The 12,715-nt window shown below is 71.8% G+C and carries 14 protein-coding genes (1 of these 14 cut by a window edge); 5 read left to right on the top strand and 9 right to left on the bottom strand.

What is annotated here, in order from left to right; all coding sequences use genetic code 11:
• Positions 1-64 precede the first annotated feature (64 nt).
• The 4 genes from ACZ63E_RS27865 to ACZ63E_RS27850 all read right to left on the bottom strand — a co-directional run bounded on the left by ACZ63E_RS27865 (position 65) and on the right by ACZ63E_RS27850 (position 3,457).
• A complete protein-coding gene (locus ACZ63E_RS27865) occupies positions 65-940 on the bottom strand; it encodes a helix-turn-helix domain-containing protein (protein WP_465339052.1) in 876 nt (291 codons plus the stop codon).
• A gap of 188 nt (positions 941-1,128) precedes the next feature.
• Entirely contained in the window at positions 1,129-1,926 is a 798-nt protein-coding gene (locus ACZ63E_RS27860) for a siderophore-interacting protein (protein ID WP_465339051.1), read from the bottom strand.
• Positions 1,926-2,816, bottom strand: coding sequence for a PDR/VanB family oxidoreductase (locus ACZ63E_RS27855; protein ID WP_465339050.1), 891 nt, complete (start codon positions 2,814-2,816; stop codon positions 1,926-1,928). Before ACZ63E_RS27855 ends, ACZ63E_RS27860 begins: the two co-directional genes overlap by 1 nt.
• 2 nt (positions 2,817-2,818) lie before the next feature.
• Entirely contained in the window at positions 2,819-3,457 is a 639-nt protein-coding gene (locus ACZ63E_RS27850) for an MSMEG_1061 family FMN-dependent PPOX-type flavoprotein (protein WP_465339049.1), read from the bottom strand.
• 68 nt (positions 3,458-3,525) lie between these two features.
• Here ACZ63E_RS27850 and ACZ63E_RS27845 point away from each other — a divergent pair, with 68 nt between their 5' ends.
• Positions 3,526-4,143, top strand: a complete 618-nt coding sequence (locus ACZ63E_RS27845; protein WP_465313499.1) for a TetR/AcrR family transcriptional regulator — start codon at positions 3,526-3,528, stop codon at positions 4,141-4,143.
• A 5-nt stretch (positions 4,144-4,148) separates the two neighbouring features.
• Here ACZ63E_RS27845 and ACZ63E_RS27840 read toward each other — a convergent pair whose 3' ends face one another.
• The 3 genes from ACZ63E_RS27840 to ACZ63E_RS27830 are packed head-to-tail and all read right to left on the bottom strand — an operon-like array spanning position 4,149 to position 6,849.
• Positions 4,149-5,342, bottom strand: a complete 1,194-nt coding sequence (locus tag ACZ63E_RS27840; protein WP_465339048.1) for a hypothetical protein — start codon at positions 5,340-5,342, stop codon at positions 4,149-4,151.
• 29 nt (positions 5,343-5,371) lie between these two features.
• Positions 5,372-6,274, bottom strand: a complete 903-nt coding sequence (locus ACZ63E_RS27835) for a phosphotransferase (RefSeq protein WP_465339047.1) — start codon at positions 6,272-6,274, stop codon at positions 5,372-5,374.
• Complete coding sequence (locus ACZ63E_RS27830; protein WP_465339046.1) at positions 6,271-6,849, bottom strand: LuxR C-terminal-related transcriptional regulator; 579 nt, start codon at positions 6,847-6,849, stop codon at positions 6,271-6,273. Before ACZ63E_RS27830 ends, ACZ63E_RS27835 begins: the two co-directional genes overlap by 4 nt.
• Before the next feature lie 22 nt (positions 6,850-6,871).
• On the opposite strand from ACZ63E_RS27830, the gene ACZ63E_RS27825 reads away from it, so the two are divergent.
• A complete protein-coding gene (locus ACZ63E_RS27825; RefSeq protein ID WP_465339045.1) occupies positions 6,872-7,225 on the top strand; it encodes a DUF7134 domain-containing protein in 354 nt (117 codons plus the stop codon).
• A gap of 40 nt (positions 7,226-7,265) precedes the next feature.
• Here the strand turns inward: ACZ63E_RS27825 and ACZ63E_RS27820 are convergent, their stop codons facing one another.
• Positions 7,266-8,072: an NAD-dependent epimerase/dehydratase family protein gene (locus ACZ63E_RS27820; RefSeq protein ID WP_465339044.1), complete on the bottom strand. Its 807-nt coding sequence runs from the start codon at positions 8,070-8,072 to the stop codon at positions 7,266-7,268.
• Between the two features lie 26 nt (positions 8,073-8,098).
• Positions 8,099-8,908, bottom strand: a complete 810-nt coding sequence (locus ACZ63E_RS27815; protein WP_465339043.1) for an IclR family transcriptional regulator — start codon at positions 8,906-8,908, stop codon at positions 8,099-8,101.
• A 159-nt stretch (positions 8,909-9,067) separates the two neighbouring features.
• Here ACZ63E_RS27815 and ACZ63E_RS27810 point away from each other — a divergent pair, with 159 nt between their 5' ends.
• The 3 genes in view from ACZ63E_RS27810 to ACZ63E_RS27800 are tightly spaced (at most 50 nt apart) and all read left to right on the top strand, a layout consistent with a single transcriptional unit that may run on beyond the window.
• Positions 9,068-10,573 (top strand): sodium:solute symporter family protein, encoded by a 1,506-nt coding sequence (locus tag ACZ63E_RS27810; protein WP_465339042.1) that lies wholly within the window; start codon positions 9,068-9,070, stop codon positions 10,571-10,573.
• A 50-nt stretch (positions 10,574-10,623) separates the two neighbouring features.
• On the top strand, positions 10,624-11,559 hold the full coding sequence (locus ACZ63E_RS27805) for a 5-dehydro-4-deoxyglucarate dehydratase (RefSeq protein ID WP_465339041.1): 936 nt from the start codon (positions 10,624-10,626) through the stop codon (positions 11,557-11,559).
• A protein-coding gene (locus ACZ63E_RS27800) for an enolase C-terminal domain-like protein (protein ID WP_465339040.1) crosses the window boundary here: on the top strand, positions 11,559-12,715 show its 5' portion. It continues 247 nt past the right edge of the window; only the first 1,157 of its 1,404 coding nucleotides appear in the window; it begins with the start codon at positions 11,559-11,561; the stop codon falls past the right edge of the window. Before ACZ63E_RS27805 ends, ACZ63E_RS27800 begins: the two co-directional genes overlap by 1 nt.

Raw genomic sequence — 12,715 nt, 5'->3', positions numbered from 1 at the left:
CCGGCTCCCGCGGGGCCCGGGTCCTGCACGAACGGGGCGTGCGACGGCACAAAACGCGCGTCTGTCAGCCGGCCCGGCGCAGCGCCGCCGGGGTGGTGCCGAGCTGGGCGCGCAGCACCCGCGTCAGGTGCTCCTGGTGGGAGAAGCCGCAGCGGAGGGCGATGTCGGCGATCGGGTCGTCGCCGGTGCGCAGCAGGAGCCCGGCCTGCTCGACGCGCAGCCGGAGCAGGAAGCGGTGCGGCGGCAGGCCGGTGCGGGCCTTGAACTGCCGCGAGAACTGGCTGACGCTCAACCCGGCGAGCGCGGCCAGCTCGGTCAGCGGCACCGGCTCGGCGAGGCGTTCGGCCATCAGGTCGCGGACCCGCGCGAACTGCCTGTCGGAGAGGCCGCGGGCTGGGGCGGGCCGGGCCGCGCGGCCGGCGCTGTGCCGGCGGACCAGCTGCGCGGCGACCAGCGCGCCGAGCTGGTCGGCGTAGGTGCGGGCGCTCGGCTCCCAGTCGCGGACGACGCCGTCGAGACTGAGGACCAGCTGTTCGAGCAGGGGATCGGTGCTGCCGAGCTCCTCGGCCAGCCGCACCGGCGTCCGCCCGCCGGCGGCTTCCTGCACGGCGTCGTCGGCGAGGTAGACGTGCACGGTGTCGAGCTCCCCGCCGAGCTCGACGGACAGGTCCGCGTGCGACGGCTGCAGGAACAACCCGCCCGCGGGCATCCGCCGGCTCTGCTCGCGTGGGGTGCCGACCCCGCGCCGGACGGTCACCGGCCCGTCGAGGTGCAGGATCAGCAGGTGGCTGCGGGCGGCCCCGAACTCGGCGCGGTAGGGACGTTCGCGCTGCTTGGAGAGGTAGAGCCGGTCCCAGCCGAGGCCGGCGCTGGTCCGGTCCGGGCGGACCCAGGGCAGCGCGAGGATGCCGTTGGTGTCGGCCAGCCCGAGTTCGCCCACGCCTGCCTCCTCGACGTCGAGGCTTCCCGCGATGGTACGCGACCCGGCCCCCCGAACGGACGACACGCGTACCCCACCGGACGACACGCGTACCCCGGCGGACGACACGGCGGTGCGGGCGGCTTCCGGTGTGTCGTCCGGCCAGGTACGCGTGTCGTCCGCGCAGGTACGCGTGTCGTCCGCCGGGGTCAGCCGGGGGAGGAGCGGCCGTGGCGCCAGTAGCCCAGGAACGCGATGTCGGGCTTCGGCCAGCCGCGGTCGCGCACGAGGTGACGTCGGACGCCGGTGGCGAGCGCGGCCTCTCCGGCGACCCACGCGTAAGCCCGGCCACCCGGCAGTTCGGCGTCGCGGACCGCCGAAAGCGCCAGCACGCCCGGGCGGCCCGGCCGGGACCGCGGCAGCCAGTGCACCCGCACCCCCGGCGGCGCGCAGACGCCGGACCGGACGTCCGCCGCCGACGGGACCTCCAGGAACACCTCCGCCACCAGGTCGCCCGGCGCGTGCTCGAGGATCGCCAAGACCGCCGGCACCGCGCTCTCGTCGCCGACCAGCAGCTGCCACGGCACCTCGGCCGGCGGCAGGTAGCTCACGCCGAGGTCGAAGATCCCGGCCGGCTCGCCGGGGCGGGCCAGGCGGGCCCAGTCGGCGGCCGGGGCGTCGCCGTCGTGCAGGGCGAACTCGATGTCGATCTCCCCGGGCCGCGCCCGCCGGACCGTGTAGTTGCGGACCCACGGACGGCGGCTCTTCGGCATCATCAGCACCTCGGCCATCCAGCCCTCGTGGTCCAGGGTCGGCATCCGCAGCCGGTCCTGCCCGGCCCGCGGGAAGAACAGCCGGACGGCCTGGTCGTCACCCACCGGCTCGAACCCCGCCAGCTCGGGCCCGCCGAGCGTGACGGTCCGGAACGCCGGGCTCGGCGCGGTGTTCGCCCGGACTTCGAGCGTGATCATCTTCCGGGTCTTCGCCCGGCGCACCTTCGGGATCATCAGACGTCCAGCACCAGCCGCGGCGACGTCGCCCGCGACACGCACGGGTACATCCGGCCCGCCGGCGCCCCGATGTCGTCGCGGTGTTCGGGCTCGCCGGCCAGCACGGCCAGCTCGCAGCTGCCGCAGACGCCTTCGCGGCAGCCCGAGGGCACCCGCCGTCCGGCGTGGTTCAGCACGTCGAGCAGGGACTCGTCGGCCGGCACCTGGATCGTCTGCCCGGACCGGGCGCACTCGACCTCGAACGCCGTGTCGGGCCCGAAGACGCGGCGTGTGGGCTCGAAGCGTTCGGTGTGCAGACGCGGGAACACCGCCTCGGCTGCAGCGAGCATCGGCGCCGGGCCGCAGCAGTAGACCTCCGCGTGCGGGTCCAGCTCCGAAAAGTCCGGCCGGCCGCGCTCGTCCGTGGGGAACAGCCGGACGCGTTCGCCATACGTGGCAAGCAGTTCCGCCGCGAACGGCATGCTCGAAGCCGACCGTCCCACGTAGACGAGCGAAGCGGCGGCCCCGCCGGCGACGGCCGCCCGCAGCATCGGCACGATCGGCGTGATCCCGATGCCGCCGGCCAGGAACAGGTACTCCGGCGCGGGAACGAGCGGGAAGTGGTTGCGCGGCGAGGAAACTTCGAGCGCCCGGCCCGGGCTGAGGTACCAGTGGACGTACTCGGACCCACCCCGGCTCAGCGGGTCGAGCCGGACCGCGATCCGGTACGCCGAGAGGTCGCCGGGGTCGCCGCACAGCGAGTACTGCCGCGTCAGCCAGTTCGGCAGCGCGAGATCGATGTGCGCACCCGGCTCCCACGCGTCCAGCGGCCCTTCGTCACCGCGAAGCACCAGGGACACGACGTCGTCGGCGACCCGCTCGACGCGGTCCAGCAGCGTTTTCTGCATGGTCAGTACAACTTCCGGTAGCTGTCTTCGAGGAGCTGCTCGAACACCGCCGGGTCGACCGCGACGCCCAGCTGGTCGGTGACGATCTCGCCGGCCGACGGCAGCTCGTCCGCGAGCGCCTGGCTCGCCGGATCCCACAGCCGAGACCGCAGCAGCGCCCGGCCGCAGTGGAAGTACGCCTCCGCGACCTCGACGATGATGGCCAGCGTCGGCGCCTTGGCCTCGGTCCGCATCCGGGCGAGCACGTCCGGGTCGTCGGTGACGTACGCGCTTCCGTTGACGCGCAGCACTTCCCGCACACCGGGGACGAGGAACAGCAGGCCGACGCCGTCGTTCTCGGCGATGTTGCGGAAGGAGTCGGCGATCTTGTTGCCGGGCCGGTCGGGCAGCGCGAGCGTGTGCTCGTCGAGCACCTTCACGAAGCCGGGGTAGTCGCCGCGGGGCGAGCAGTCCCCGCGGCCCGCGGCGTCGGAGGTGGCCAGCGCGAGGAACGGCGCGTGCGCGATGAAGCGCCGGGCGTGCTTGTCGACGTGGTCGAGCTTCTTGCCCTCGAGCATCTCCTCGGGTGCGCCCAGCCGGCTCCTGACCTCGGCCATGGAGACCCGCCGGTACCGAGTGCTCAGCGTGTTTGTGCTGGTCATGCCATAATTATGAGCAAATACTCAGATCTTGCGCTACTCGCTTTTCGGGCCGCGCGGAAGGGAGCGACGTGACCTCCGACCCGCGCCGCATCCAGCCACGTAAACAGCCGCGCCAGGTCCGCGCCGAGCTGACCCGGCAGCGGATCCTGACGGCGGCTGCTCACGTTTTCGGCGAGCAGGGGTACGCCGCGGGCACCACCAACCGCATCGCCGAGCGCGCCGGGATCTCCATCGGCTCGCTGTACCAGTACTTCCCGAACAAGGACGCGATCCTCGCCGAGCTGCTCGTCCGCCACCTCGACGACGGCGCCGCGATCGCCGAGCGGGTCCAGCGCGAGGAGCTGCCCGGCCCGATCGAGGAGATCTTCCGCCTCTTCGTCCGCGGCGCGATCGAGAGCCACCTCGACGAGCCCCGGCTGCTGCGGGTGCTGCTGGAACAGGCCCCGAAGTCGACGGACGTCCTCGAGAAGGTCGAGCGGCTCAAGAAGAACCTGGTCGCCTACATGCGGGAGCTCCTGGACGAGCACCCCGAGGTCCGGGTCACCGACACGGAGACGGCGGCCCGGCTGATCGTCACGACGGTCGAGCTGGTCATCCACCAGCTCGTCGCCGACCACGAGCCGGTGGAATTGGGCAGGCTGGAGGACGAGCTGGTCGCGATGCTGACGCGGTACGTCAGGGCGTGAACCGGTCAGCCGAGCCGCTTCATGATCGCTTCCGCTTCCGCCGGGCTGACGGGGAGGTCTTCGTCCCATGAGCTGCCGGTTTCGAGGCTGCGCAGCAACGTCGTGGGCTTCCAGCGGCCTCGGCCGGCGTAGCTCTCGGCCTGCGCGCTGTCGCTGCCCCGGATGAGGGTGTGCGCGCGGCGGATGTCGAGCCCGTCCGCAAACGTCCGGAAGACACCGTGGTACACCGCGCCCGTCCACACGTGGCGCTGCTTGAACTGGCGGACGCGCCGGGCCAGCTGGAAGGCGTTCGAGACCTCGGTGCCCGGGGTGACCTCCCGGACCGTCCAGTGCGGGTGCCCGGCGGCCTCCCGGCCGTCGTCGACCAGGAAGCAGCGGGACCTGGGGAGCCGCGCGGTGATCTCTTCGACCTCGTCCGCGCCGAGCGGCAGGTTGCGGTTCCAGTCGTCGCGAAGCCGGTCCGACCGGACCCACAAGCCGTCGCGCACGTACACCTCTTCGACGCCGTTGTCGCGCCGGACCACGGAAAAGACCTCGTCGAGGTCGATCCGGGGGAAGGAGTCGGGCAGGATCCCGAAGTAATCGACGGCGCCGGTCGCGAGCGCGAACAGCAGGTCTTCCGCCTGGTGCTCGGGGATCGGTTCGAGCCGCAGCTCCGCCGGGACGGGCTCCCACCGGAGGTTTCGGGTGTAGGCCTCGGCGAACGCCGGGATACCGCGGACCACGGCGACCGGATAGGACAGGTCGTCGCGAGCCACGCTCCACTGCGGACGCGCGACCAGCCAGCGGAGCCGATCGTGCTCCGCTTCGGTGATCGGCAGGGACACGGTCTCCGGCGCGTCTTCCGCCGCCGCCCGCCAGATCCCGTCGGGGCCGAGCTGCTCGCGGACACCCTCGCGGCGGCGCACCAGAGCTTCGGGGCGCCTGAGCGTGTCGGCGAAAGAGGCGCTTTCGAGGTGCACGAAGTACTCGTACTCACCTCGCCATTCCGTGCGCTGACGTTCCGCCCGGACGTGCCGCGCGATCGTGGCCAGGTGCCGCTTGAAGTCCTCGAACCCGCAGGCTTCGGCGGTCCGGTCCGGCAGGCCGACCGGCACCCATTCCAGGTCGTGGGTGAACGCCTCCGCCGACTCGTGGAACACTTCGACCACCGCGCGCGGGACGGCCGAGCCATCGCGGATGACGTAGTAGTAGCTCATGTGGATCCCCCCGTCCCGAGGTCAGCCGATCACGCCCCTGCGCGGTGGAGCCGTTCGGTGGCCTGGGCGCGGACCGCGTCCCCGGACACCGGGGGATCGCCGTGCAAAGCTTCCCAACGCGCGTTGTGCGCCGCCGCCCACAGGCTCGCCGCCCACGCGATCTCCAGCTCCTCGCCGGTGAACCGGCGCCCGCGACATTCCTGGTAGGTCACCAGGAACACCTCGGAACCGGCGATCGGGGGCAACGTCGGCGGGGAGGCGCTGACGAACGCGCCGGAGGCCGCGCCGACGAGCGCCGCTTCCGGTTGCCACGCCAGGCTGTCCCAGTCGTGCACGGCCCAGATCTCGCCGTCGCGCCACCGGAGGTTCTGCGCTTCGAAGTCCGCGTGGCCGAGCACGCACGGCAAACTGGTGGCCAGCAACCGTTTCCGGGCCCGCGCCGCCGTCTCGACCACCACGGCGGGCACGGCGCTCTGGTCTTTTTCGTCGAGGAACCCGATCGACGGCCACAGGCCCGGATCCGCGTGGTCCCACCGGGCCCAGCGCGGGTTCGGCACCGGCGGCGGAACGTCGACGGCGGTCAGCTCCGCCATCAGCCGGGCGAACACCGCCGCGCAGCGCTCGGCGACGTCCGGGGTGTCGCCGAGCAGCATCTCCCCGCCGGGCCGGGACTCCTCGGCGTGCACGGCCAGCGCGCCGACGACGGTCACCGGTGTCACCGGCCGCGCGCACGGGAACCCGCGCTCGGCCAGCCGGGCCTGCGCGGCGACGCAGGATTCCGCGCGGCCGTCGTCCTCCCGGGCCTTCACCACGACCTCCCGGCCGTCGGCCAGGCGCAGGCCCCACACCGACGAGAGGGACCGCCGTTCGAAGAGCACCTCGACCGGAGCGCTGCCCAGATGCGCCGCGCACCACGGCGAAAGCCAGCTCACCGGTCCCTGGCCACGAGCGCGGCCTGGGTCCGGCTGGTGACGCCCAGCTTGGCCAGGACGTTGCCGACGTGGACCTTCACCGTCCGCTCGGCCAGCCGCAGCCGGGCCGCGATGTCCCGGTTGGACAGTCCTTCGCCCAGCAGCTCGAGGACGTCCCGCTCGCGCGGGGTCAGCGTGCCGCCCGCGCTCAGCGCGCTCGCCACCGCCGGGCTCAGCGCCGTCACCCCCTGGTGCGCGGCGCGGACGGCGGCCGCGAGCTCGTCGCCGCCGGAGTCCTTCAGCACGAACCCGGCCGCGCCCGCCTTGAGGGCTTCGCGGATCTCCCGGGGCCGGCCGACCGTGGTCAGCATCAGCACGCGCGGCGCCGGCGGGCGGAGGCGGCGCAGGACTTCGAGGCCGTCCATGCCGGGCAGGTAGAGGTCGAGCAGCACGACGTCGGCGGCCACGGACGACGCCAGCAGCTCCGGCCCGCTCGCGTACTGGGCGACGACGTCGAGGTCGGGCTGTGCGCCGAGGATCAGCGTGATGCCCTCGCGCACGAGCGCGTGGTCGTCGACGACCTGAACCCGGATCATGCCCGCACTCTAGTGTCAGCCCATGCGCCAGTCCCTCGTCACGACGGCCGCGGTCACGGCGGTGTTCTTCGCCAGCGGCGCCTGGACGCCGCACCAGGGCTGGGTGGCGGCGCTGCTCAGCGCGGTGCAGCTGGTCCCGCTGCTGTGGGCGCGCCGCGCGCCGGCGGCCGTGCTGGTCGTCGTCACCCTCGCGACGGCCGGGCACCTGCTGCTCGACCAGCCGCGCAACACGATGTACGTGCCGGTGCTGCTCGCGCTCTACAGCACCCCGCGGCGGTGGCTCGCGGCCGCGGCGGCGCTGGTGACCGGCGCCGCCGTCTTCCCGGCGAAGGGCCCGCTGGACGGCACGTCGCGCCCGTGGCTCTCGCGGCCCTGACGGACGCTCCACCGGAAGCGTCCGTCAGTGCGGCCACGGCTCAGAGCGGGTTGAACACACCCAGGGGAGCGGTGCAGAACGGCCCGCCGACGTACTCGGCCGCGATGCCCGTCGGGGCCGGCTTCGAGGCCAGCTGCTCCGCGTACACCTCCGCGTCGTCGTGCGACTTGTAGCCCAGCGCTTCGGCCTCCTCCAGGGAGTAGATCCGGCGCGTGTTGTCCGAGACGCCCCAGATCAGCCGGTAGCCCGGCGACGGCGCGGAGAGGCACGCCTCGAACAGCCGGGCGCCGTCGTCGGGGGAGAGCCACGTCGTCAGGCCGCGGGGGCCCAGCAGCAGGGGCGTCTCGAAGCACGAGCCGATGCGGATCACGATGACGTCCATGCCGAACCGCGAGTGGTAGAGGCTGCCGAGCGCCTCGATCGCCGCCTTGCTGACGCCGTAGTAAGTGTCCGGACGCGGCGATGAGTCCGCCGGGAGGTCCGAGTCGTTGCGGCGGAAGCCGACCGCGTGGTTGCTCGACGCCAGGATCACCCGGGAAACCCCCGCCGTCCGCGCCGCCTCCAGGACCGTCTGGGTCCCGTTGATGTTGACGTCGAGGGTGGCTTCCCACGAGTTCTCGCGGCTGTGCCCGCCCAGGTGGATCAGCGCATCGACGCCTTCGCACGCCTCGGCCATCGCCGCCGCGTCGGTGACCGACGCCGTCACGACCTCTTCGGACGCGTCCGACGCCGTCTGCGGGGCGAGGTCGAGCAGGCGCAGCACGCGGCCGTCGCGCTTCAAGCGGGGCCGCATCAGGGTGCCGACGACACCCGCCGACCCGGTGATGAGCACACGCTGGTCCGTCATGGATTTCCTCTCGGTAAGGGCGGCGGTCAGCGAATTCCGGCGCGGCGCAGCTGCTGCCCGAGCTCGGTGGTGGTTTCGGCGAGCAGCTCGCCGACGCGCTGGGCGTCGGCGTCGCTCACCTGGGAGATCGGCATCGAGCAGCTGATCGCGTCGGTGCCCGGGATCCGGTAGGGGATCACCGCGGCGACGCAGCGCACGCCCAGCGTGCCCTCCTCGACCTCGGCGGCGTACCCGCGTTCGCGCGTCGCGGCGCACTCGGCGTGCAGGGCTTCGAGCGTGGTGATCGTGTTCGGGGTCAGCGCGGTCAGCGACGCCGGCATCAGCGTGTCGATCTCGTCCTGGGTCAGCTCGGCCAGCAGCGCCTTGCCCAGCGCCGTCGCGTGCGTGGGCAGCGTGCGCCCGACGCGGGAGACGAGGTGCGTGGACCGCTGCGACTCGCGCGTCTCCAGGTAGACGACCTCGGTGCCGTTGCGGCGCGCGAAGTGCGCGGTGAAGCCGGTCTTCTCCCGGATCCGCTCCAGGGCTTCGGTGGCGAACGGGACGACGGCGTCGCGGTCCAGGTAGGCCGTGCCGCAGATCAACGCGCGGACGCCGAGGCGGTAGCGGGCGGTGTTGGCGTCGGCCTCCAGCCAGCCGGCCTCCAGCAGCGTCCGCAGCAGGCCGTGCAGGGACGACCGGGGGAACCCCGTGCGCGCGTGGAGGTCGGAGAGGGACAACCAGACGTCGTTCGCCGCGAAGGTCTCGATGAGGTCGACCGCGCGGCGCGCCGACTTCACTCCCGAGGACTCGGCGGGAGCGCCGTCGGCCACCGCCGGATTGTCCACCTTTTGCGGCATTTGCTGGCCTCCGTCCGGCCGTTGACTTGTGACTCCGGCCATATTAGCGTCCCGAACAACGTTCTTATGGATGAACATAATCACTATAACAGACTCCGTTCATGGATGTGAACATCTCGTTCGAGACCGCATCACTGTGGACGCGGAAAGGAGCCTGCGGTGCACGCACTCGACTGGGCGATGGTCTGCGCGTACTTCGCGCTGATGATCGTGATCGGCTGGTGGTCGCACAAACGGGTCAGCGACGTGAAGGACTTCTTCACGGCCGGCGGCAAGATGCCGTGGTGGCTGGCCGGCATCTCGCACCACATGTCCGGCTACAGCGCCGTGCTGTTCGTCGCGTACGCGGGCGTCGCGTACACCAGCGGCGTCACCGTGTACTTCTGGGGCTTCGCGAGCATCGGCATCGGCGTGGGGATCGGCAGCTGGCTGTTCGCCGCCCGCTGGAACCGGTTGCGCTCGAAGCTCGGTGTCGCCTCCCCGCTGGAATACCTGGCCAAGCGCTACAACGTCCCGACGCAGCAGGCGCTCGCCTGGAGCGGCAGCCTGCTGAAGATCTTCGACATCGCGGCCAAGTGGTTCGCCGTCGCGACGCTGCTGCACGTGTTCGCCGGCCTGGACTACAACCTCGGCATCCTGATCACCGGCGCGGTCACCCTCGTCTACTGCACCATCGGCGGCCTGTGGGCCGACGCGCTCACCGACTTCGGCCAGTTCGTCATCCAGGGCATCGCCGCGATCGTGATGATCGTCGTCGTGCTGGGCAAGCTGGGCGGGATCTCCGCGCTCTGGACGATGTGGGACAAGCTGCCCGAGAACCACATCGACCCGGTGACGTCCAAGTACACCACCATCTTCTTGCTCGTTTACGTGCTCGTGAAGACGCTGGAGTACAACGGAGGCATGTGGAACCTGGCGCAGCGCTACATGGCGGCGCCGAACACCCACGAAGCGCGGCGCGGCGCGCGGCTTTCGTCGGCGCTGTACCTTTTGTGGCCGCTGGTGCTGATGTTCCCGATGTTCGCCGCGCCGCTGCTGATCCCCGGCATCAAGGACCCGACGCAGTCCTATGCGATCATGACGACGACGTTCCTGCCGCCGGGCCTGGTCGGTCTGGTGCTGGCCGGGATCTTCTCGCACACCATGGCGATGGTCTCTTCCGACGCCAACGCGATCTCCGCGGTGATCACCCGCGACATGATCCCGGCGATGATCCGCCGCACCCGGCAGTGGACCGACGTCCAGGGCCTGAAGGCGGCCCGGATCACCACGGTCGTGTTCGTCGCGCTGACCATGCTCGTGGCGACGCAGGCGCAGAACCTCGGTGGCGTGCTGCAGATCGTCGTCAACTGGGTCGCCGCGCTGATGGGCCCGATCTCGATCCCGCTGCTGCTGGGCATGCTGCCGTGGTTCCGCAAGTGCGGCCCGCGTGCGGCGCTGGTGTCCTGGGCGGGCGGGCTGATCGCGTACGGCCTCTGCTACTACGTCTTCACCGCGAACCAGACGGTGCTCATCGCGACGCCGATCCTGGTCTCGCTGGCCCTCTTCACCGGCCTCGGCCTGATCGCGCCCGAGCGCAGCGCGGTCGCCGATGAGATCGTCGACACCGTGAACACCGACGACGACGTCGACAGGATGAAGGAAGGCACGACCGTGCCCGCCTGACCGAGGCCACACCCGGCCGAACCGAACAAGGACGAGAGAGCAGAAAACTGATGGCACAGACCGAGATCGAGCTGGACGGCCTGCTGGCGTTCCCCCTCACCCCGTTCACCGAGGACCTCGAGGTCAACCTCGACGCGCTCGCGGAGAACGTGGAGAGCCACATCGCGGCGGGCGCCGGTGCGCTGTTCGTCGCGTGCGGCACCGGCGAGTTCAGCTCGCTCTCGCCCGACGAGCACGCCGCGGTGCTCGCCAAGTCCCGTGAGGTGGCCGCGGGCCGGGTGCCGGTCTGGGTCGGCGCCGGCGGTGGCGCCGCTTCGGCACGGGCCGGGGTCGCGGCGGCCGAAGCCGGTGGCGCCGACGGTGTCCTGCTGCTGCCGCCGTACCTCGTTTCCGGGCCGCAGGCGGGGTTGGTCGACTTCGTCCGCTACGCCGTCGGCGACACGAGCGTGCCGGTGATCGTCTACCACCGCGGCACCGGCGTCTTCGGCGCGCCGGCCGCGGCGTCGCTGCTCGACATTCCCTCGGTCGTGGGACTCAAGGACGGGTACGGCGACGTCGAGGTGATGACCCGGATCGTCACCACGATCCGGGCGCTGGACACCGAGCGGTCGCGGAACTTCCTGTTCTTCAACGGCTTGCCGACCGCGGAGGTCTCCGCCAAGGCGTACGCCTCGATCAGCGTGGCCCGCTACTCTTCGGCCGTGCACTGCTTCGCGCCGGAGATCGCGCACCGCTTCCACCGCGCGCTCGGCGAGGGCGACACCCGTGTGATGGACGCGCTGCTGACCGGGTTCTACCTGCCGCTGGTGGCGTTGCGGGACGAGACGCCCGGCTTCGCCGTGTCGCTGGTGAAGGCCGCCGCCCGGCTGCGCGGTGACAAGGTCGGCCCGGTCCGGCCGCCGCTGGTCGAGCCGACGCCGGAGCAGGTCCACCGGCTGGAGAAGATCGTGGAGGACGGCTTCGTCGCGCTGAAGGCGCTCGGCTGATGAAGATCCTCGATGTGGTGCTGACCCCGGTGGCGTTCGCCGACCCGCCGCTGCTCAACGTCATGGGCGTGCACGAGCCGTTCGCGCTGCGCAGCGTCGTGCAGGTCCGGTGCGAAGACGGCGTCGTCGGGCTCGGGGAGTCCTATGGGGACGAAGCGTTCCTCGGCGAGGTCCGCAAGGTGCTGCCGCAGCTGCGGGGGCACGACGTCTTCGACCTGCCCGGCCTGCAGCGGCTGGTCGCCCAGGCGCTGTCGGGCACCGTGCTGACCGACGCGCACGGGCTGATCGGCGGGTTCTCCATCCGCAAGACCATCGCGAGCGTGTACTCGCTCTTCGAGGTCGCGTGCCTGGACGCGCAGGGCCACTACCTGGGCCGGTCGGTCACCGACCTGCTCGGGGGCAAGGCTCGCGACGCCGTCGAGTTCTCCGCGTACCTGTTCTACAAGTACGGCAAGCACGTCGACGGCCGTGAGGACGCCTGGGGCGAGATCACCACGCCGGAAACCCTGGTGGGATCGGCGAAGCGGATGATCGACGAGTACGGCTTCCGCTCGATCAAGCTCAAGGGCGGCGTCTTCGAGCCCGGCCAGGAGGTCGACGGGATCCGCGCGCTGGCCGAGGCGTTCCCCGGGCACCCGCTGCGGATCGACCCGAACGCCGCGTGGACGGTCGAGACCAGCAACCGCGTCGCGGCCGAGCTGGACGGAGTCTTGGAGTACCTCGAAGACCCGACCCCGGGCATCGAGGGCATGGCGCAGGTCGCGGCCGAAGCTTCGATGCCGCTGGCCACCAACATGTGCGTGGTGAACTTCGGCGACATCGAGCCGGGCTTCCGGGCGCGCGCGATCGGCGTCCTGCTGTCGGACCACCACTTCTGGGGCGGCCTGCGCGCGACGCAGTCGCTGTCGACGACGTGCGAGAGCTTCGGGGTCGGCCTGTCGATGCACTCCAACAGCCACCTCGGGATCAGCCTGGCCGCGATGGTCCAGGTCGCCGCGGCGACCCCGCACCTGACCTACGCCTGCGACACGCACTGGCCGTGGAAGGTCGAAGACGTCATCGAACCCGGCGTGCTGGAGTTCCGGGGGGGGGGGGGGGGGGGGGGGGGGGGCGAGGGGGGGGGGGGGGGGGGGGGGGGGGGGGGGGTGGGTGGGGG

The sequence above is a fragment of the Amycolatopsis sp. NPDC104819 genome (assembly GCF_055583145.1).
Note: the sequence above shows the minus strand (reverse complement) of the source record. Positions and strands in the feature narration are given on the sequence as shown.